General features: G+C 61.0%; 22 protein-coding genes, 1 pseudogene and 1 riboswitch. Of the genes and pseudogenes, 12 read left to right on the top strand and 11 right to left on the bottom strand.

The genetic code is table 11. The features are described 5' to 3' along the window. The first annotated feature begins 95 nt into the window (after positions 1–95). The 3 genes from hisG (at position 96) to hisC (ending at position 3,231) form a co-directional block, all read left to right on the top strand. A complete protein-coding gene (hisG, locus tag BHC62_RS02060) occupies positions 96–731 on the top strand; it encodes an ATP phosphoribosyltransferase (RefSeq protein ID WP_003188599.1) in 636 nt (211 codons plus the stop codon). A gap of 127 nt (positions 732–858) precedes the next feature. Then, a complete protein-coding gene (gene hisD, locus BHC62_RS02055) occupies positions 859–2,175 on the top strand; it encodes a histidinol dehydrogenase (protein WP_029291757.1) in 1,317 nt (438 codons plus the stop codon). Positions 2,176–2,178: 3 nt separating this feature from the next. Then, entirely contained in the window at positions 2,179–3,231 is a 1,053-nt protein-coding gene (hisC, locus tag BHC62_RS02050) for a histidinol-phosphate transaminase (protein ID WP_070994100.1), read from the top strand. Between the two features lie 130 nt (positions 3,232–3,361). Here hisC and BHC62_RS02045 read toward each other — a convergent pair whose 3' ends face one another. Beyond that, positions 3,362–4,636, bottom strand: a complete 1,275-nt coding sequence (locus BHC62_RS02045; protein WP_070994099.1) for a uracil-xanthine permease family protein — start codon at positions 4,634–4,636, stop codon at positions 3,362–3,364. Between the two features lie 2 nt (positions 4,637–4,638). Then, a complete protein-coding gene (gene upp, locus BHC62_RS02040; RefSeq protein WP_029291751.1) occupies positions 4,639–5,277 on the bottom strand; it encodes a uracil phosphoribosyltransferase in 639 nt (212 codons plus the stop codon). A gap of 163 nt (positions 5,278–5,440) precedes the next feature. Between upp and BHC62_RS02035 the strand changes: the two genes are divergently transcribed. The 3 genes from BHC62_RS02035 (at position 5,441) to BHC62_RS02025 (ending at position 6,859) form a co-directional block, all read left to right on the top strand. After that, positions 5,441–5,998, top strand: a complete 558-nt coding sequence (locus BHC62_RS02035; protein WP_029291749.1) for a hypoxanthine-guanine phosphoribosyltransferase — start codon at positions 5,441–5,443, stop codon at positions 5,996–5,998. 3 nt (positions 5,999–6,001) lie between these two features. Next, complete coding sequence (locus tag BHC62_RS02030) at positions 6,002–6,469, top strand: WbuC family cupin fold metalloprotein (RefSeq protein ID WP_070994098.1); 468 nt, start codon at positions 6,002–6,004, stop codon at positions 6,467–6,469. A 102-nt stretch (positions 6,470–6,571) separates the two neighbouring features. Then, positions 6,572–6,859, top strand: coding sequence for a PA4642 family protein (locus BHC62_RS02025; RefSeq protein WP_070994097.1), 288 nt, complete (start codon positions 6,572–6,574; stop codon positions 6,857–6,859). Between the two features lie 132 nt (positions 6,860–6,991). Here the strand turns inward: BHC62_RS02025 and mqo are convergent, their stop codons facing one another. Together mqo and BHC62_RS02015 are read right to left on the bottom strand one after the other, a co-directional pair. After that, a complete protein-coding gene (gene mqo / locus BHC62_RS02020) occupies positions 6,992–8,518 on the bottom strand; it encodes a malate dehydrogenase (quinone) (protein ID WP_029291742.1) in 1,527 nt (508 codons plus the stop codon). Between the two features lie 733 nt (positions 8,519–9,251). Next, positions 9,252–9,488, bottom strand: coding sequence for a hypothetical protein (locus tag BHC62_RS02015; RefSeq protein ID WP_070994096.1), 237 nt, complete (start codon positions 9,486–9,488; stop codon positions 9,252–9,254). A gap of 170 nt (positions 9,489–9,658) precedes the next feature. Between BHC62_RS02015 and BHC62_RS02010 the strand changes: the two genes are divergently transcribed. Continuing rightward, a complete protein-coding gene (locus tag BHC62_RS02010) occupies positions 9,659–10,246 on the top strand; it encodes a YajG family lipoprotein (RefSeq protein WP_029291738.1) in 588 nt (195 codons plus the stop codon). Positions 10,247–10,303: 57 nt separating this feature from the next. Here BHC62_RS02010 and BHC62_RS02005 read toward each other — a convergent pair whose 3' ends face one another. Next, positions 10,304–10,513 (bottom strand): hypothetical protein, encoded by a 210-nt coding sequence (locus tag BHC62_RS02005; RefSeq protein ID WP_008434269.1) that lies wholly within the window; start codon positions 10,511–10,513, stop codon positions 10,304–10,306. 160 nt (positions 10,514–10,673) lie between these two features. Here BHC62_RS02005 and BHC62_RS02000 point away from each other — a divergent pair, with 160 nt between their 5' ends. After that, positions 10,674–10,931: a hypothetical protein gene (locus BHC62_RS02000; RefSeq protein ID WP_070994095.1), complete on the top strand. Its 258-nt coding sequence runs from the start codon at positions 10,674–10,676 to the stop codon at positions 10,929–10,931. A 119-nt stretch (positions 10,932–11,050) separates the two neighbouring features. Here the strand turns inward: BHC62_RS02000 and BHC62_RS01995 are convergent, their stop codons facing one another. Further along, positions 11,051–12,214, bottom strand: a complete 1,164-nt coding sequence (locus tag BHC62_RS01995; protein WP_029297779.1) for a 1-acyl-sn-glycerol-3-phosphate acyltransferase — start codon at positions 12,212–12,214, stop codon at positions 11,051–11,053. Between the two features lie 143 nt (positions 12,215–12,357). On the opposite strand from BHC62_RS01995, the gene BHC62_RS01990 reads away from it, so the two are divergent. The 3 genes from BHC62_RS01990 to BHC62_RS01980 are packed head-to-tail and all read left to right on the top strand — an operon-like array spanning position 12,358 to position 13,469. Further along, positions 12,358–12,540, top strand: coding sequence for a CPXCG motif-containing cysteine-rich protein (locus BHC62_RS01990; RefSeq protein WP_029297780.1), 183 nt, complete (start codon positions 12,358–12,360; stop codon positions 12,538–12,540). An 11-nt stretch (positions 12,541–12,551) separates the two neighbouring features. Continuing rightward, on the top strand, positions 12,552–12,812 hold the full coding sequence (locus tag BHC62_RS01985) for a putative signal transducing protein (protein ID WP_029297781.1): 261 nt from the start codon (positions 12,552–12,554) through the stop codon (positions 12,810–12,812). A gap of 36 nt (positions 12,813–12,848) precedes the next feature. Beyond that, a complete protein-coding gene (locus BHC62_RS01980) occupies positions 12,849–13,469 on the top strand; it encodes an SOS response-associated peptidase (protein ID WP_070994094.1) in 621 nt (206 codons plus the stop codon). A gap of 128 nt (positions 13,470–13,597) precedes the next feature. Here the strand turns inward: BHC62_RS01980 and BHC62_RS29230 are convergent, their stop codons facing one another. After that, positions 13,598–14,341, bottom strand: coding sequence for a methyl-accepting chemotaxis protein (locus BHC62_RS29230; protein ID WP_371128901.1), 744 nt, complete (start codon positions 14,339–14,341; stop codon positions 13,598–13,600). 114 nt (positions 14,342–14,455) lie between these two features. Continuing rightward, a pseudogene (locus BHC62_RS29225) lies at positions 14,456–14,650 on the bottom strand (HAMP domain-containing protein); the annotation flags it as partial. Positions 14,651–15,956: 1,306 nt separating this feature from the next. On the opposite strand from BHC62_RS29225, the gene BHC62_RS01970 reads away from it, so the two are divergent. Beyond that, complete coding sequence (locus tag BHC62_RS01970; protein WP_029297787.1) at positions 15,957–16,775, top strand: M48 family metallopeptidase; 819 nt, start codon at positions 15,957–15,959, stop codon at positions 16,773–16,775. A gap of 115 nt (positions 16,776–16,890) precedes the next feature. Here the strand turns inward: BHC62_RS01970 and BHC62_RS01965 are convergent, their stop codons facing one another. From BHC62_RS01965 to BHC62_RS01955, 3 genes are all read right to left on the bottom strand, one after another. After that, entirely contained in the window at positions 16,891–17,475 is a 585-nt protein-coding gene (locus BHC62_RS01965; RefSeq protein ID WP_029297789.1) for a TMEM165/GDT1 family protein, read from the bottom strand. A gap of 89 nt (positions 17,476–17,564) precedes the next feature. Next, positions 17,565–17,684: riboswitch (yybP-ykoY riboswitch) on the bottom strand. Positions 17,685–17,735: 51 nt separating this feature from the next. Continuing rightward, positions 17,736–18,734 carry a class I SAM-dependent methyltransferase gene (locus BHC62_RS01960; RefSeq protein WP_029297791.1) on the bottom strand — a complete coding sequence of 333 codons (999 nt, stop codon included), beginning with the start codon at positions 18,732–18,734 and terminating at the stop codon, positions 17,736–17,738. A gap of 31 nt (positions 18,735–18,765) precedes the next feature. Continuing rightward, positions 18,766–19,731 (bottom strand): 2-hydroxyacid dehydrogenase, encoded by a 966-nt coding sequence (locus tag BHC62_RS01955; protein ID WP_029297792.1) that lies wholly within the window; start codon positions 19,729–19,731, stop codon positions 18,766–18,768. Positions 19,732–19,744: the final 13 nt, after the last annotated feature.

The following is a 19,744-nucleotide window of genomic DNA, read 5'->3' as shown; positions in this document are numbered from 1 at the left end:
GGTTTGTTTCAAATCGAGGCTGTCATGGCCTCGATCTGTGTCTGGCGCCGTTTGCGACCTGACAGCAATAGCCTGATGAAGGACTGACGTTTCCCATGTTGACCATCGCACTGTCCAAGGGCCGCATCCTTGACGATACATTGCCGCTTCTGGCTGAAGCGGGCATCGTGCCGACCGAGAATCCGGACAAGAGCCGCAAGCTGATCATCCCCACGACCCAGGACGACGTTCGCCTGTTGATCGTGCGTGCTACCGACGTGCCGACCTATGTTGAACATGGCGCCGCCGACCTCGGTGTCGCCGGTAAGGACGTGCTGATGGAATACGGTGGCCAGGGCCTGTACGAGCCGCTGGACCTGCGTATTGCCCTGTGCAAACTGATGACCGCCGGCCGTGTCGGTGACGTCGAGCCCAAGGGCCGCCTGCGGGTAGCCACCAAGTTCGTCAACGTCGCCAAGCGTTATTACGCCGAGCAAGGCCGTCAGGTCGATATCATCAAGCTCTACGGCTCGATGGAGCTGGCGCCGCTGATTGGCCTGGCCGACAAGATTATCGACGTGGTCGACACCGGCAACACCCTGCGCGCCAATGGCCTGGAACCCCAGGACTTTATCGCCGACATCAGCTCCCGCCTGATCGTCAACAAAGCTTCGATGAAAATGCAGCACGCCCGTATCCAGGCGTTGATCGACACCCTGCGCAAGGCAGTGGAGTCTCGACACCGCGGTTGACTCACCTGCGCGGCCTTAGGTCGCGCCCGTCTATCCGCCTCATAGCCAGAATTCTCGGGTGCCCAAGCGGAAACGACTGCTAGTTTAGGGCGCCTGAGTTTTTGCCAATTCTATTGAGGCCCTCGCTATGACCACGTCCACTGCAATTGCCCGACTCAACGCTGCCGACCCGGATTTCGCCCATCATCTGGATCATCTGCTGAGCTGGGAAAGTGTGTCCGACGACTCGGTCAACCAGCGGGTTCTCGACATCATCAAGGCTGTGCGCGAGCGCGGCGATGCGGCGCTGGTGGACTTTACCCGGCAGTTCGACGGCCTGGACGTCAAGTCCATGGCCGACCTGATCCTGCCCCGCGAACGCCTGGAGCTGGCCCTGACGCGCATCACTGCGCCCCAGCGTGAAGCCCTGGAAGTCGCGGCAGCGCGGGTGCGCAGCTACCACGAAAAACAGAAGCAGGACTCATGGAGCTACACCGAGGCTGATGGCACGGTGCTGGGGCAGAAAGTCACGCCCCTGGACCGCGCTGGCCTGTACGTGCCGGGTGGCAAGGCTTCTTATCCGTCATCGGTCTTGATGAATGCCATCCCCGCCAAGGTTGCCGGCGTGACAGAAGTGGTCATGGTGGTCCCGACCCCGCGCGGTGAAATCAACGAACTGGTGCTGGCCGCGGCCTGCATTGCCGGGGTTGACCGCGTGTTCACCATCGGCGGTGCCCAGGCAGTCGCCGCGTTGGCCTACGGCACCGAGAGCGTACCGAAGGTAGACAAGGTGGTCGGCCCCGGCAATATCTACGTGGCCACCGCCAAACGCCACGTGTTTGGCCAGGTCGGTATCGACATGATTGCCGGCCCGTCGGAAATCCTCGTGGTGTGCGACGGCCAGACCGACCCGGACTGGATCGCCATGGACCTGTTCTCCCAGGCCGAACACGACGAAGACGCCCAGGCGATCCTGGTCAGCCCCGACGCCGAGTTCCTCGACAAGGTGGCGGCCAGCATCAATAAACTGCTGCCGACCATGGAACGTGCCGAGATTATCGAGAAGTCGATCAATGGCCGTGGCGCGCTGATCCTGGTGCAGGACATGGAGCAGGCCATCGAAGTGGCCAACCGCATCGCTCCCGAGCACTTGGAGCTGTCCGTGGCCGACCCACAAGCCTGGCTGCCGTCGATTCGCCACGCCGGGGCGATCTTCATGGGCCGCCACACCAGTGAGGCCCTGGGTGACTACTGCGCAGGTCCCAACCACGTATTGCCAACGTCGGGTACCGCGCGTTTCTCGTCGCCGCTGGGGGTGTATGACTTCCAGAAGCGCTCGTCGATCATCTTCTGCTCGCCCCAGGGCGCTTCCGAGCTGGGCAAGACTGCCTCGGTGCTGGCCCGTGGCGAATCGTTGAGCGCACACGCCCGTAGCGCCGAATACCGCATCGTCAAGGGAGAGTAAGGCATGAGCAAATTCTGGAGCCCCTTCGTCAAGAACCTGGTGCCTTACGTGCCCGGCGAGCAGCCGAAGCTGACCAAGCTGGTCAAGCTCAACACCAACGAAAACCCCTATGGGCCATCGCCCAAGGCGCTGGCAGCCATGCAGGCCGAGCTGAACGACAACCTGCGTTTGTACCCCGACCCCAACAGCGACCTGCTCAAGCAGGCCGTGGCCAAGTATTACGGGGTCGATGCGAGCAAGGTTTTCCTCGGCAATGGTTCCGATGAAGTCCTGGCGCACATCTTCCACGGCCTGTTCCAGCACGACTTGCCGCTGCTGTTTCCGGATATCAGCTACAGCTTTTATCCAGTCTACTGCGGGCTGTACGGCATCAAGTCCGACCCAGTACCGCTGGACGAGCAGTTCCAGATCCGCGTGGCGGACTACGCCAAGCCCAATGGCGGCATCATCTTCCCCAACCCGAACGCGCCGACCGGCTGCGTGCTGGCGCTGGATGCGGTGGAGCAGTTGCTCAAGGCCAGCCCGGATTCGGTGGTGGTGGTCGATGAAGCCTATATCGACTTCGGTGGCGAAACCGCCATCAGCCTGGTAGACCGTTACCCCAACCTGCTGGTCACCCAGACCCTCTCCAAATCGCGCTCACTGGCCGGTTTGCGCGTAGGCCTGGCGGTGGGCCATCCGGACCTGATAGAGGCGCTGGAGCGGGTCAAGAATAGCTTCAACTCCTATCCGCTGGATCGCCTGGCGATTGTTGGCGCGGCGGCGGCCTTTGAAGATCGTGAATACTTCGAGAAGACCTGCCAGTTGGTCATCGACAGTCGCGAGAAGGTGGTTGCGCAGTTGCAGGGTAAAGGCTTTGAAGTGCTGCCTTCGGCGGCCAACTTCATCTTTGCCCGCCACCCACGGCACGACGCCGCCGGCCTGGCGGCCAAGCTGCGCGAGCAAGGGGTGATCGTGCGGCACTTCAAGCAGGAGCGGATTGCCCAGTTCCTGCGGATCAGCATCGGTACGCCAGAGCAGAACCAGGCGCTGGTCGATGGCTTGGGCGATCTTTAAGGCTTAAACCTGTATTGGCTGCCCTGGCCTCATCGCGGGCAAGCCCGGCTCCCACACACAAATGCATTGCAATGTGGGAGCCGGGCTTGCCCGCGATGAGGCCATCAGCAACACCGACAATCCGTAGCCTTTAGAGCAGCGGCTCGTCCGGCTTCTTGTGCTTCCAGCCGTCATTGCCCGGCAGCAGCAGGTTCAAGCCAATCGCTACCACCGCACACAGGGCGATGCCCTTGAGGCCGAAATCGTCCGGACCGGTGCCGGTGCCGATCAGCACACCGCCAATCCCGAATACCAGGGTCACCGACACAATCACCAGATTGCGTGCTTCCCCCAGGTCGATCTTGTGACGGATCAGGGTATTCATCCCCACCGCGGCAATCGAGCCGAACAACAGGCACAGAATCCCGCCCATCACCGGCACCGGAATGCTCTGCAGCAGCGCGCCGAACTTGCCGACAAAGGCCAGGGTGATGGCAAATACCGCCGCCCAGGTCATGATCTTCGGGTTGTAGTTCTTGGTCAGCATCACCGCGCCGGTCACTTCGGCGTAGGTGGTGTTGGGCGGGCCGCCGAACAGGCCGGCAGTGGTGGTGGCGATGCCGTCGCCCAATAGCGTGCGATGCAGGCCGGGCTTTTTCAGGTAATCGCGACCGGTCACGCTACCCACGGCAATCACGCCGCCGATGTGTTCGATAGCGGGTGCCAGGGCCACCGGCACGATAAACAGGATCGCCTGCCAGTTGAATTCCGGCGCGGTGAAGTGGGGCAGGGCGAGCCATGGCGCGGCGGCGATCTTCGCGGTGTCGACCACGCCAAAGTAGAACGACATGCCAAAACCCACCAGCACCCCGGCAATGATCGGCACCAGGCGGAAAATACCCTTGCCGAACACGGCCACGATCAGCGTGGTCAGCAGCGCTGGCATCGAGATCATCATGGCCGTCTGGTAATGGATCAGCTCGGCACCGTCACCACTCTTGCCCATCGCCATATTGGCGGCAATCGGCGCCATGGCCAGGCCAATGGAGATGATCACCGGCCCGATGACCACGGGCGGCAGCAGCCGGTCGATAAAACCGGTGCCCTTGATCTTCACGGCCAGGCCGAGAAAGGTGTAGACGAAACCCGCTGCCATCACACCGCCCATGGTCGCCGCGAGGCCGAACTGGCCCTTGGCGAGAATGATCGGGGTGATAAAGGCAAAGCTCGATGCCAGGAACACCGGCACTTGGCGCCCTGTCACGATCTGGAACAGCAACGTGCCCAGGCCTGCGGTAAACAGTGCAACGTTTGGATCAAGACCTGTGATCAGTGGCATCAACACCAACGCGCCAAATGCTACGAAGAGCATCTGTGCGCCAGACAGGATCTGGCGCCAAAGCGGGTCGTTGAATTCATCCTGCATGTTCACGCGTCCTTCTGCTTGGTGCCGAAGATTTTATCGCCCGCATCGCCCAGGCCCGGAATGATGTAGCCGTGTTCGTTCAGGCGTTCATCGATGGACGCGGTGTAAATCACCACATCCGGGTGCGCTTTTTCTACGGCGGCGATACCTTCGGGCGCAGCCACCAGCACCATGGCGCGGATGTCCTTGCAGCCGGCTTTCTTCAGCAGGTCGATGGTGGCGACCATGGAACTGCCGGTGGCCAGCATCGGGTCGATGATCATCGCCAGGCGTTCGTCGATTTCCGGGACGAGCTTTTCCAGGTAGGTGTGGGCCTGCAGGGTTTCTTCGTTGCGGGCGACGCCCACAGCGCTGACCTTGGCGCCCGGGATCAGGCTCAGCACGCCTTCGAGCATGCCGATACCGGCGCGCAGGATCGGCACCACGGTAATTTTCTTGCCGGCGATTTTCTCGACCTGGACGGGACCGCACCAACCGGGGATCTCGTAGTTTTCCAGGGGTAAATCTTTCGTGGCTTCGTAGGTGAGCAACGCTCCGACTTCCTGAGCAAGCTCACGGAAGTTCTTCGTGCTAATGTCGGCGCGGCGCATAAGGCCGAGCTTGTGTCGGATCAGCGGGTGGCGGATCTCACGGATGGGCATGGGGAAAGGCTCCGGCGGCGGGCAAAAAAACCGGCCTAGATTAATCTATCCGAGGGTGTTGTCCTATAGACAACAAGTACGTTAGTCCATAAAGGCTTGAACGTTGCGTCCCAGAGGCGTACCTTCGCCCGCTTTTCTTGCCACAGTACCCCTGGAGAGCGCCATGTCCGCTGATCTCGACCATATCCGTCAAATCATGCGCGAGGCTGACTGCCTGTACACCGAAGCACAAGTCGAAGAGGCTATCGCCAAGGTCGGCGCGCACATCACCCGCGAAATGGCCGACACCAATCCGGTGGTGTTCTGTGTGATGAACGGTGGTCTGATTTTCGCCGGCAAATTGCTGACTCATCTGCAATTCCCCCTGGAAGCGTCCTACCTGCACGCCACGCGCTATCGCAATGAAACCAGCGGCGGCGACCTGTTCTGGAAGGCCAAGCCGGAAGTGTCGTTCATCGACCGCGACGTATTGATCATCGACGACATCCTCGACGAGGGTCACACCCTGGGCGCGATCATCGACTTCTGCAAACATGCCGGCGCGCGCAAAGTGCACACCGCGGTGCTGATCGACAAGGACCACGACCGCAAGGCCCGCCCGGACCTGAAGGCCGATTACGTTGGCCTGCCGTGCATCGACCGCTACATTTTCGGTTATGGCATGGACTACAAGGGCTACTGGCGCAATGCCAATGGCATCTTTGCTGTGAAGGGGATGTAAGCCATGGCGCGTTTTCTTGATCAATCGCTGTTTGCCGAATTGGCCGAGAAAGCCGCCGCCAACCCCCGGGGCCGGCAGAACGTCAACTTCCATCAGATGGCAGAGCCGTGCCATCGCATGGCTGTCGGTTTGCAGCCACACACCTACGTGCAACCTCATCGTCACCTCACCGCTGACAAGGCCGAGACCTTGCTGGTGCTCAAGGGGCGCCTGGGCATTCTGATCTTCAGCGAGTCAGGCGAAGTCCTGGAGCGGCGCGTCCTGCAGGCGGGTGGCGATTGCCAGGGTGTTGATCTGTCGCCCGGCGTTTTCCACGGCCTGGTGGTGCTTGAGCCCGACTCGGTGATGTTCGAGTGCAAGGCTGGCCCCTATCGCCCGGTGGGCGAAGGCGAACTGGCCACCTGGGCACCCCGGGAAGGCGAAGCCGGTATGGCTGAGTATCATCGCTGGATGCTGGCCCAGTTCAATTGAACACTTGCTGTGTAGCAGCCAGTAAGCCGGCTCCTACACAAGCGTGTGTCCCGCAGGTAGACTTCGTACCCCCGTGTAAATGTCTGCAGGCTGGAGTCGGCAATGCGTAAAGATAAGAAACAAGTGATTGGTGACGAGATCGGCGACGATCAGATCAAGCTGTTCCTGGATTTTGAACCGGTCGACGCCACTTCACCTTCCCTGCACAAACTGATCAAAGCCTATCGCGGCTTGCGCATCGACGATTTCGGGCGTTTCCTGACCTTTTTCAAGGAGGCCGGCCTGGACCTCGATGGCAAGGACGAGCACGGCCAGACCTTCGTCGACCTGATCAAGGACCAGCGCAATGCGGACGAGTACATCGAGTTGATCGACCAAGCTCGCGGCTGATTGTCCAAGGCATAAAAAAACGCCCCGCTCTCATCACGAGAGCGGGGCGTTTTTTATCGCTTCTTTGTAGGAGCGAGCTTGCTCGCGAAGAGCCTGAGAGCGCCGCGTTGAATCAAGTACGCTGCGTTATCGTTAACGATTTTCGCGAGCAAGCTCGCTCCCACAGGTTTCGCTGCTTTGCTCAACCAGTTCCAGGCTGATGTTGTTCTGCACGCTGATCTTGCGGTACAGCTCGGCATCGGTCTCCAGGATTTTTTCCCGGGCCGGGAAGATTTCCTGCAGCTTGGCCGCCCACTCACCGGCCGCCTGTGCCGGGAAGCAGCGCTCGATCAGTTCCAGCATGATTGAAACCGTCACCGAAGCACCTGGGGAGGCGCCCAGCAGCGCAGCCAGCGAACCGTCCTTGGCAGCAACCAGTTCGGTACCAAATTGCAGCACGCCGCCTTTCTTCGGGTCTTTCTTGATGATCTGCACCCGTTGGCCGGCCACTTCCAGGCGCCAGTCCTCGGCTTTGGCCTCGGGGTAGAAGCGGCGCAGGGATTCCAGGCGCTGCTCCATCGATTGCATCACTTCGCTGACCAGGTACTTGGTCAGGTCCATGTTGTCGCGGGCTACGGCCAGCATCGGGCCGATATTGCCGAGGCGGATCGACATGGGCAGGTCAAGGAACGAGCCGAACTTGAGGAACTTGGTAGTAAAGCCGGCGTATGGACCGAACAGCAGGGATTTCTTGCCCTCCACCACGCGGGTGTCCAGGTGCGGCACCGACATCGGTGGCGAACCCACGGCCGCCTGGCTGTAGACCTTGGCCTGGTGCTGCTTGACCACTTCCGGGTTGTCGCAACGCAGCCACTGGCCGCTGACCGGGAAGCCACCAAAACCTTTGCTTTCTTCGATACCCGAGGCTTGCAGCAGCGGCAGGGCCGCGCCACCGGCGCCGAGGAACACGAACTTGGCGTCGACATGGCGGGTGTTGCCGCTGTTGACGTCCTTGATGCTCACGGTCCAGCCGGCGCCATTGCGCTTGAGGCCGGTGACGCGCTTGCTGTACTTGACCTGGGCATCTGCCGAGCTGCTCAGGTGCGCCAGCAATTGGTTGGTCAGGGCGCCGAAGTTGACGTCGGTACCGTTCATCACGCGGGTCGCGGCGACTTTTTCGTCAGCGGGGCGGCCGGGCATCATCAGCGGCATCCACTCGGCCATTTCTGCCCGGTCTTCGGTGTAGTGCATGTCCGAGAACGCGTGGTGTTGGCTGAGTGTCTCAAAGCGCTTCTTGAGGAACGACACGCCTTTTTCGCCCTGCACGAAGCTCAAGTGCGGCACCGGGCTGATAAAGGACTTGGACGAGCCAAAGGTGCCTTTTTTGGTCAGGTACGCCCAGAACTGCTTCGACACCTCGAACTGGGTGTTGATGTGCACGGCTTTCTTGATGTCGATGGAGCCATCGCCAGCCTGCGGGGTGTAGTTCAGCTCACACAGCCCTGCGTGACCGGTACCGGCGTTGTTCCACGGGTTGGAACTCTCCGCGGCACCCGAGTCCATCAGCTCAACGACTTCCAGCTTGAGGCCGGGGTCGAGCTCCTTGAGCAGTACGGCGAGGGTGGCACTCATGATGCCCGCACCTACCAGTACTACGTCGACTGCTTCGTTATGCGCCATTTAACGCGTCTCCAAAATCTGCAGCACCAAATTGACGGCATGGCTGCCAGGAGTGACGGGGCGGTTCACGTAATGCCCCAGGTTACCCATGGCCAGGATCGCCATGTCCGATTCTTCGCAATTTTTTTGCAACTTCAGCGGACGCTGCCGACCAGGCCTTATCTGCATATGAACGCATTTCAGGGGCCCTGTGGCAATTCGACTTATGGTCAAGTACGTCCGATCGTGCAACCAAATCCGTAGCGGACAGGCTTCAAGCTCCGGTTTTTGAGGAGTACTCGGTCCTGTGTGGTTGGGCAGTGCCAGACGTTGATGGTGCTTGTACAAACGCAAAACTATTCATTTGCTCGCCACACTCTTGTGAAGTTGTGAAAACCCGTTTTTTTCACGCTCTTTTGAAGACGTGAACCTCAAAAAAGGGCTGCCCCAGTCTGGCACCTGGCCCGAAATCACTGCCGACACGCGGCATAACGGGCAAACAACTCAAGTGGCCGAGCGCAATGGCAGCTCTGGCAGATTCGGTAAAGGCGCAGGTTTGCAGACAAAACAGCCAGCTCACCAGCTTCACTCGATCTGTGTGGGCGGCTCTCTGTGGGCGGTGCGGGGGAGCTAATACCTGGGCATTAGCGATGCTGCGAGGCCCGATCAGGAGACGTCCTTATAATCGGGGGGAGATTGTAGCGAAGAACTGCGGGGAAATGGACGTGTTTTATGACTTTTATTAGCGCTTCGGTCAGGCGGTCAACGGCAGGCGGTGCGATGACCGTGCGCGGCGCGGGCTGACGCGTGCGCGGGCGGGCAGCGGATGGTGCATCCAGCTCAGGCGGATCTCGTCGACTTCGACCCAACCTTCGCCTACGGGCGGCTGGCTGCATTGCTTGAATGCCTGGCAGCGACCTTGCAGGTCGAGCAGGGCAAAGTTGCGACGGGCGGGCGTGCGAGCGAAAAAGCGCCAGAGAAGATTGAGCATGGTCGGCCTCCTGATAATGGGTGCAAGCATGCCAGCCCAGCATGACATATCGGTGACATTGAACCGCGGCAGGCGGGCCTGGGTCCGAGGTTGTAACTGGCGCTAGTTCCAGGCGGTGGCGCGCCGCTATACTGCCGGCCTGTCGGTACCTGAATTCTGGAGAGAAAAGCATGTTGCAACGCCTGTTGTTCGGTTTGATCACTGTGACCAGCTTGACCCTGGTTGGCTGCGCCCACAGCCCGCAGCAACTCAGCCCGCAACCCAAGCTCACCACCCAGTTGGCGCCTGTGGGCCATGGCCAGCCGGTATCGGTGCGTGTCGTTGATGGTCGTCCATCGCCGACCCTGGGCACCCGCGGCGGCCTGTACCCGGAAACCAGCGCTATCACGGTGACCGGCGCCGACGTACTGCCCAAGCTGCAAGCCCAGGCCGAAGCGGCTGTGCGTCTGCTGGGCTTCACCCCGACCAGCAACTCGCCAGGCGCACCGCAGTTGACCGTGACCCTGGCCGAGCTGAAGTACCAGTCGCCCAAGGAAGGCCTATACGTGACCGAAGCCACCATCGGCGCGACCTTCCGCTCTGATGTGTCGGCCGGCAACCGCCGCTACAGTGGCCGTTACGGTGCATCCCTGGACCAACGCTTCGGCATGGCGCCGAACCAGGAAACCAACACCAAGCTGGTCAGCGACGTGTTGAGTGATGCCCTGACGCGCTTGTTCAAGGATCCAAGCATCGGCCAGATCCTCAGCTCGCAATAATCGCTGGTAAAAAAGCCGGGCCCCGTCACGGGCCCGGCTTTTTTGTGCCTGTGGGCGTCATGCCGCCGTTTCGACATAAAAGTCCAGCACACTCACGCCAGTCAGCAGATCCAGCTCCGGCAGGTCGGCATGTTGATGCCCGCCGAGGGCGCAGTACACCAGCCAGTGCCGGTCCTGGACATTGAACGCCAGGCCGCCGACCAGCGCCTCTTGCTCATCGCTTGGGGCGATCAGGTACAGCCGATCCTGGTTCTGCGCGTGCAACATGACAAGCTCCCGGGTGTTCGAAGGGCAACAGAGTGGCTTGTTAAGGTGACGTTCAGGTGACGTTGTAAATTACCCGATACATTGCTCGTCAATGGGGGCAGGGAGCTGCAATGCGCGGGAGAGCGCATCTGGATGGACAATTGTCACACTGGGGTTTGAAATGCCGTTGTCTGCGCTACTGATCAATACCGCTGCACTGCTGATTGCGTGCCCTGGCGCGGGGCTGCTGTTCGTCACTCGGCTGCGCGAACAACGCGCAATGGCCAATCTGGCCGCACAGAGCGAAGAACGGGCCATCGACCAGCCGATGTTGTTTCTGGATGTGCGCACCGAGCGCAGTCATCGCCTGGGCTATCGCATTAGCTTTGCCTGTCTTAGCCTGGCGTTGCTGCTGTCCTGGCTCAGTACTCGACTGTAAAAACACCACAAAAGAACTGTGGGAGCGGGCTTGCTCGCGAAAGCGGTGGATCAGTCAAATCTGTACTAACTGATCCACTGCTTTCGCGAGCAAGCCCGCTCCCACATTTAGACGGTAGTTTAAAGGGGGATCCCGGCTTTGACCCGGTACTGATTACGCACTGGCGTCGCATATTGCAGCACCAGATACGGTCGGTGCTCTGCCGGGCAGGCATTCAAACGCCGTTCCCACTCCGCTTTCGCCTTGGCCAGCTCGTCCGCCGGGAATACCTCGGCCGCCGTCGGCACCTGCAGCTGCGGGTCGGCGTCGCTCCACTGTGCATACGCCAGGTAGTGCACTGGAAACAACCGATACCCGCCGAGAATCTGCCGGTCCATCTCGATGGCCAGCAGCTTGGTGTCTTCAAAACGCTCGGTGATGGGCGGCGCAAAGTTGATATGGACCCGGCCCTTGTAGCCGGTGATGCCCAGGGCAATGCTCACGTCATCCTCACCTGGCGCCTTGGTGTAGGTCCCGGTGGTGGCGCGGATATACAGCTCACGGGCCTTGGCGGCGTCGCACGGGTCGTATTCGTAGCTGATGGACACTGGCGTCAGGTTCAGCGACAGGATGACGTCGGCGAATGGCTCGTCCTTGCGGCTCATATGGAACATCTTGAGGATCGCCGACTCGGTGCGATCATCCCCATCCTTGGCGCGACCTTCGGCCTGGGCGATCCAGATCGACTGGCAGTCGTTGCGGATCGAATGGTTGATGTAAGCCGACAGTAACTGATACGCCGCCATTTTCTCGCGCCGCCCGGTGATGGAGCGGTGCACGATAAAACTCTTGTTCAGGCGCATCAGGTCGCTGACAAACGGCTTCTGCAGCAGGTTGTCACCGATGGCAATACGCGGTGTTGGCAGGCCGGCGTGGTAAACCGCATAGTTGACGAAGGCCGGGTCCATCACGATATCGCGGTGGTTGGCCAGGAACACGTAGGCCGTGCCGGACTTGAGCTGCTCGACCCCGGTATAGGTGACGCCGTCGGTCGCCCGGTCAATGGTGTGGTCGACGTAAAACTCGACTTTGTCCTGCAAGGTGGCGACGGTGGTGACACCGGCGAACTCACGGCGCAGCTTCTGGGCGATCAGCGGCTTGAGCAGCCAGCCAAAGGCGCCGGCAAAGCGCGGGAAGCGAAAGTGGGTCAGGATGTCCAGAAAGGCCTTGTCACTGAACAGCCGGGCCAGCACTGCCGGGACTTCGCTGTCGTTGTAAGGTCGGATGGTATCGAATTCGCCCATCATGCTCTCTTGTTAGAAACGGCTAGGGTAAGTAAAGGTTTGGATCGATAAGTGACAGGGCGAGGTCTGAACAAATGGCATCAAACGAAAAAGCCCTGCAAATAGACCGGCGATTATACGCACAAGTCACCTGGGAGACCGCGATGCTCGAAAGTGCGCTGTACGATTGTCCTTATTGTGGTGAACGGATCGAGACAAGCGTGGATTTGTCCGGCGGTGACCAGAACTATATAGAAGACTGCCAGGTGTGCTGTCGGCCGATCATTTTCGACCTGCAGGTACATGGCGACGAATGGATGCTCGAAGTGCGCAGCGAGAACGAGTAAAGGGGGCGGCCATGCAACGAATCTACGAGCCGGAAAACCTGATGGAAGGTGAGTTGTTGCAGCAAATGCTCGCCAGCGAAGGCATCGACGCCCATCTGGTGGGGCGCCATCTGCTCGGTGGCACGGGTGAGCTGCCGATTTTCGGCCTGTTGGGCCTGGAGGTGGAGAACGACCAGGCCACCTACGCCCGCGAGCTGATTACTGCGTATATCGGTGCGCAACCATTGCCCGGCGACGAACCCGACAGCTACCCCGACGTGCTGGTCTGTTAGGCTGTCGACCGGTTTACCCAAGAGTCGTGTTGCCCCATGTGTGGACGTTATGCCCTGTTTCGCTGGAATCCCGCCTTTGCTGCCTTGCCGGGTTTCCCGGCGGATCAACAGGCCCAGTGGAATATTTCCCCCAATGATTCGGTGCTGATCCAGCGCGCCACTGACGGCCAGCGCACCCTGGCGCGGGCCCGTTGGGGGCTGACGCCGCCGTGGTTGACCGATCTGTCCCGCACCCCGGCCCACGCCCGCGCCGAAACCCTGGCCGAACAGCCGATGTTTCGCGAGGCCTTTCGCCTGCGCCGTTGCCTGCTGCCGGCCAATGGCTTTTATGAATGGCGCGGCACCCAGCGCAAGCGCCCGTACTGGTTGACGCCGGGGGAGGGTTCGACCCTGTTTTTTGCGGCGATCTGGGAGGCCTACCCGGTGCAGGAGCAGGTATGGCTGAGCGCGGCAGTGGTTACCCAGGCGGCGCAGAGCCAGCGCCGGCCGTTGATTCTGGATGCGGCGGGGCAGGAGGCCTGGCTGGATCCCGAGACGCCGTTGCATGTGTTGCAGGGATTGCTGGCCGGTGAGCCCACCGCGTTGCGCGAGCGGGTGCTGGCTAATATGGTCAATGATCCCAAGCTCAATGGGCCGGAATGCCTTACTCCGGGGTGAGCCTCAAGGTTGTGGAGGGATTTACTGCCGCCATCGCTGGCAAGCCAGCTCCCACATTTGAATGTATTCACACATCACATGTGGGAGCTGGCTTGCCAGCGATGAGGCCCTAAAGTCCACTAAAGCCTTCAGACCTTGAACTGATTGATCAACCGCCGCTGCTGCTCCGCCAACTGGGTCAGCCCCGCGCTCGCGGCACTGGACTCATCGGCACCGCCTGCCACTTCGTTGGCCACCTGGCCGATATTGATCACATTCCGGTTGATGTCCTCGGCCACCGCGCTCTGTTCTTCCGCTGCACTGGCAATCTGCGTGTTCATATCATTGATCACCGATACGGCCTGGGTGATGGTCTCCAGAGCCTGGGCGGCCTTGGCGGCATGGTGCACGCTTTCATCGGTGCGCTGCTGGCTGTCTTCCATGACCCGCACCACGTCCCGCGTGCCTTGCTGCAATTGCTGGATCATGGTCTGGATTTCTTCGGTGGCTTTCTGGGTTTTCTGCGCCAGGTTGCGCACTTCATCGGCTACTACCGCAAACCCCCGGCCCTGCTCGCCAGCCCGGGCGGCTTCGATTGCGGCGTTGAGGGCCAGCAGGTTGGTCTGCTCGGCAATGCCGCGGATGGCAATCAGGATGGCATTGATGTTTTCGCTGTCCTTGGCCAGGGCCTGGACCACGCCCACCGCCTTGCCGATCTCCAAGGCCAGGGCGCCGATGGATGTGGAGGTGTCGCGCACAATCTGCATGCCCTGGCTCGCGGCCTGGTCCGCGTGGGTGGCAGCCTGGGCGGCCTGGGTGGCATTGCGTGCCACGTCTTGGGCGGTGGCAGTCATTTCGTGCACGGCAGTGGCGACCTGGTCGATCTCGACCATCTGTTTGTGCACGCCCTGGTTAGTGCGGATGGCGATATCGGCGGTGTGCTCCGAGGAGTCGCTGACCTTCTGCACCGAACTGACCACCTGGGTAATCATGCCCTGCAACTTGATCAGGAAGGTGTTGAAGCCCGCGGCAATCGCGCCCAGTTCATCGGCGCGGTCACTGGTCAGGCGGCGCGTCAGGTCGCCTTCGCCCTGGGCGATGTCATTGAGCATCGCCACCATTTGCTTGAGCGGCCGGGCAATGCCGTGGCCCACCAGCCAGATCACCAGCAGGCCGATGCCGGCAATCAACAGGCCGACCATGGTCATGCCGAAAATATCGGTTTTGCGTTGGGCCTCGAGGTCGCCTTGCAGGGTGTGCAGGTCGGCCATGACCGCGCCCAGGGGCAGTTGTAGCATCAGGGTCCAGCGCGCATCGGTCTGGCCGATGTTAAAGGGCAGGAACAACTCGATATGCCCGTTGGCCTGGTCGATGTCGTAGCGCACTTCACCGGTTTTCAGTTGGCCGAGGTTATCCAGTTCATTTTTGTCGAGCAGGTCGCTGGCCTTTTCCCCCAGCTTGCTAGGGTCCTGGGTGTAGGCCACCAGGCGGCCGTTGTTGGAAATCAGTGCCATTTCACCGGCGCCGTTGTAAAGCTTCTGGTCGGCAGCGGTGAGCATTTCCTGGATGAAATTCACCGACAGATCGGCGCCGACGATGCCCTGGAACGCGCCGTCGACCATGATCGGTTCGATAAACGAGGCCAGCATCACCGTGGTGTTGCCCACACGATAGGGGGCCGGGTCGATGGCGCAGGGCTTCTGGGTTTCCTTGGAGCAGAGGTAGTACTCGCTGGCGCGAATGCCGGTGGAGAGGATTTTCTGGTCAGTCAGGTCGGCGAGTTTTTCCAGGCCCAGGCTGCCGTCCTGGTTGCGGAACCACCAGGGCATGAAGCGCCCGTTGCTGGGTTCTACACCAACGACGGTGGAGTTCAGGTAATGGGCGTCATTGTGGTCGATGGCATTGGGTTCCCAGGCGATATAGGAACCGAGGATTTTCGGGTTGCGCACCACGGTTTCGTGCAGCAGGTTGATCAGTTGTTCACGACTGACCTGCAGCGGGGCGGCGCCGTTTGCGTCTTTCATGCCCATCAGCGCATTGGTGGTGGCCAGGCCTTTGGCGGTCACCAGTGGTGCTTCCAGTTCGCGCTGGATAAGGGTGGCCTGGGTTTGCGCCAATGCCGTAAGACGTTGTTCGATGACTTGCTCAAATTGCGCCTGGGTACGTTGCTGCACCATTTCCTGGGTCCGTGCGCCGGCGAACAGCGCGTACAGCACCAGGGCCGCCACGACGCTCAGGACAATGGCTCCGGCCAATGCCGCGACAGAAAACTGAATCGACTTGAATTTCATGATGGCTCCGGGCGCTGGGGGCATGATCTGCCTTTTTTATATCGGCCACAGGCCCGGCAGACATGAGGCGCTGCCCTGCAAAAGAATCAGGAATGTCGCTTATAGAATGGTCATGGGCGTGGGGGGAGTCTGAAATTAGCGGTTAAGCGTCCGGTGTATCTAGCGCCGATACAGAGGAGGGCCTACGATACGCGCCATGTTTTCAGGGAGAATGTGCATGAAAAAATATTTGGCGGTAACGGCATTGAGCGCAGCCCTGCTGCTCGCCGGTTGCCAGTCGGTCAACACCACCAGCGGCGGTGCCGTGGGTGTGGAGCGCAAGCAGTACATGTTCAGCATGCTGTCGAGCCAGGAAGTCGACCAGATGTACGCGCAGTCGTACCAACAGACCCTGGGCGAAGCCAGTGGCAAGGGCCTGGTGGACAAGACCAGCGCCAACGCCAAGCGCGTGCAGGCCATTGCCAAGCGGCTGATCGCCCAGGCCCCCACCTTCCGCCCGGATGCGGCGCAGTGGAAGTGGGAAGTGAACCTGATCAAGAGCGATGAGATGAACGCCAACTGCGGGCCTGGCGGCAAGATCTTTGTCTACAGTGGGCTGATCGACACGCTCAAGTTGACCGACGATGAATTGGCCGCGGTCATGGGCCATGAAATTGCCCACGCCCTGCGTGAACATGGCCGTGAAGCCATGTCCAAGGCCTATGGCATCGAGATGGCCAAGCAAGGCGCCGGCGCATTGCTGGGCCTGGGCCAGGACAGCATGGCGCTGGCCGACACCGTGGCCAACTACGGCATGACCTTGCCCAACAGCCGCAGCAATGAAAACGAAGCCGACCTGATTGGCCTGGAACTGTCGGCCCGCGCCGGTTACAACCCGAATGCCGCGATCACGCTGTGGAACAAGATGGCCAAGGCCTCGGAAGGCGCACCGCCTGAATTCATGAGCACCCACCCGGCCTCCAGCAGCCGGATCGCTTCTCTGCAGGCGGCGATTCCCAAGGTGATGCCGCTTTACCAACAGGCCAAGAAGTCCTGATAGCTCGGACTGTGTGAAACGCCAAATGTGGGAGCTGGCTTGCCTGCGATAGCGGTGTATCAGTTACGTATTTATCAACTGAGCCACTGTTATCGCGGGCAAGCCCGCTCCCACATCAGATCCAGCCGCTGCTCTGCATGGCCTTGTACACCGCCACCAGCGCCAGGATGAAGAACGCCGAGGCCGCCAGGCGCCGAATCAGGGTCAATGGCAGTTTCTCTGCCGCGAAATTCCCCGCCAGAACCACCGGCACGTTGGCAATCAGCATCCCTAAGGTGGTGCCGATAATCACCAGCCACAACTCCGGATATTGCGCCGCCAGCATCACTGTGGCGATCTGCGTCTTGTCACCGATTTCCGCGATAAAGAACGCAATCAGTGTGGTCAGGAACGGCCCGAACTTGCGTGAGGTGCTGGCCTCGTCATCGTCGAGTTTGTCTGGCACCAGTGTCCACAAGGCCGTGGCGCAGAAGCTCGCGGCGAGGATCCAGTGCAGCACCGCGTCCGAGAAGAAACTGCCAAACCAGGCGCCCACGGCACCGGCGGCGGCGTGGTTGGCCAGGGTCGCGGCGATGATACCGGCGATGATCGGCCAGGGTTTGCGAAAGCGTGCGGCAAGAATAAGCGCGAGCAACTGCGTCTTGTCGCCGATTTCGGCCAAGGCAACGATTGCGGTAGGAACGAGAAGTGAATCCAGCATCAGGTAGGTTTCCAGGGGCGGGTCGACACGGCTATGACACGTACAGCCTTCCCGCCCCGGGTAAGGTGTGCGTGTCATAGGTCTTGTCAAACCCCGGTCCGTCTGTGCGGACTCCTGGGTCGCATACGCCATGGTCTGCTGACCAAGTATGTTGACGTATGCCGGACGAGCATGTTGCTCGTGGGAGACTACTCCCCTAGGACGGAGCGGATTCTGCCTTGGCAAAATCCATTCGGCAAGCCTTCTTTTTCAAACGCCCGTCAGCCGCGCTTGGCGCGGTAGATGCGAAAACCCTGGCCCTCAGCCTTGACTGCGCAGACGCCCAGATGCTCTTCGATCAGCGGTTGATACTTCAGGAAGCTATTGGCGACTAGCCGAAGTTCGCCGCCGTTTTTCAGATGTTGGCGTGCTTTTCGCAGCAGGTTTTCCGTTGCGAAATAGTCCGTATGCACCCCGACATGGAACGGCGGGTTGCTCAGAATCGCATCCAGGCCCATGGGCGCGGCGTCGATGCCATCGCCGGTCAGCACGTCGCCTTCCAGGCCATTGGCCTCCAGGGTCAGGCGACTGCTGGCGGTGGCGAAGGCGTCCACATCAAGCAGCGTCACGGTGTTGTGCGGGTAGCGCCGCTTGACCGCCGCGCCCAGCACGCCGGCGCCACAGCCGAAGTCCAGCAGATGACCGCTGGGCAGTTTGTCCAGGTGTTCCAGCAACAGTGCGGTGCCGCGATCCAGGCGGCCATGGCTGAACACGCCCGGCAGGCTGACGACCTTGAGCGGGCCGTCGGCCAGTGGCACTTCAAAGACTTGGGCCAGGCTCGCCAGTTCGGGGGCTGGCGGGGCGTCGGCCACGGTAGCCAGCCACAGTTGGCAGTGCCGCGCATTGTCGAGCTTGCGTGGTTTGCCAAAGGCGTTCAGTTGCTTGGCGGCGCTTTCGATGCCGCCGCGTTTTTCGCCCACCAGGTACAGCTCGGCGCCCGGCAGACGGGCGGCCACGGCCTTGAGGATGTAATCAGCCAGGTCCTTGGACTTGGGCAGGAACACCACGGCCGTATCGAATGCGCGATCCGGCACATTCACCCCGAAATGGCTGCGCTCGGCAAACCGTGCATCCAGCGCCGCCTGATCGCCGGCATGCCAGCACCAGCCATGGGCATTGGGCAGCCGCCCCAGCAGGTCGTCGGCGGGCAGGCCGGCCAGCAACACGTTGCCTTGAAAAAGTTCGGCCTGACGAAGCAGTACTTCACTGCGCGGATCCATGGTCTGCTCCCTGAAAAAGGAGCGCAGTTTATCAACTGACGACGCGCTGCGGTGCGCCGCTGAAAAAGCCCCGGGCGTTTTCGGTCAATTGGCCGACGATCCGTTGCCGCGCCTCGCGACTGCCCCAGGCACTGTGGGGGGTGATGATCAGCCGCGGGATGTCGCCGGCCAGCAGTGGGTTGCCGGTGGTCGGCGGTTCGACGCTCAGCACATCGGTGGCCGCGCCGCCCAGATGACCGCCGCGCAAGGCATCGGCCAAGGCTTGTTCATCGATCAGGCCACCGCGTGCGGTGTTGACCACAAACGCGCCCGGCTTGAGCAGCGCCAACTCGCGGGCACCGATAAAGTGACGCGTGTGTTCATTGAGCGGGCAATGCAGGGTCAGGGCGTCGACTTGCGGCAGCAGTTCGTCCAGGGGGACCCGATCTGCACGGGCCGGGCGGCCAGGAATGGCTCCCAGCACCACGCGCATACCGAAGGCTTCGGCCAGGCGCGCGACGGCGCCGCCCAGTTCGCCGTGGCCGAGCAAACCCAGGGTTTTACCTTCCAGTTCGACAATCGGGTAATCCAGCAGGCAGAACTGCTTGGCTTGCTGCCACAGGCCGGCGTCGACGTCTTTTTGATAGTCCTTCAGGCGTGTGGCGAGGTTGAGCAGCAGCATGATCGTATGTTGCGCCACCGAAGGTGTGCCGTAGCCCTGGCAGTTACTTACGGTAATACCCTGGGCACGGGCGGCGGCCAGGTCGACGTTGTTGGTGCCGGTGGCGGCGATCAGGATCAGCTTCAGGTCGGGGCAGGCGGCCAGGGTCTGGGCGTTGAGCAGGATCTTGTTACTGATCGCTACCTGGGCACCTTGCAGGCGCTCGACCACCTGGTCCGCCGAGGTCTGCTCGCACAGCTGCAAGTCGCTGAAAACTTCCCGCAACTCGCTGAGGTCAAGGTCCCCCTGGTCCAGGGAAGGGTGATCAAGGAAGACGGCGCGGCGATTGTTCGTCATCAACTGTACCTTT

Source organism: Pseudomonas sp. 06C 126, from assembly GCF_001855215.1.
Taxonomy (GTDB): domain Bacteria; phylum Pseudomonadota; class Gammaproteobacteria; order Pseudomonadales; family Pseudomonadaceae; genus Aquipseudomonas; species Aquipseudomonas proteolytica.
This window is presented reverse-complemented; position numbering and strand designations above follow the sequence as displayed.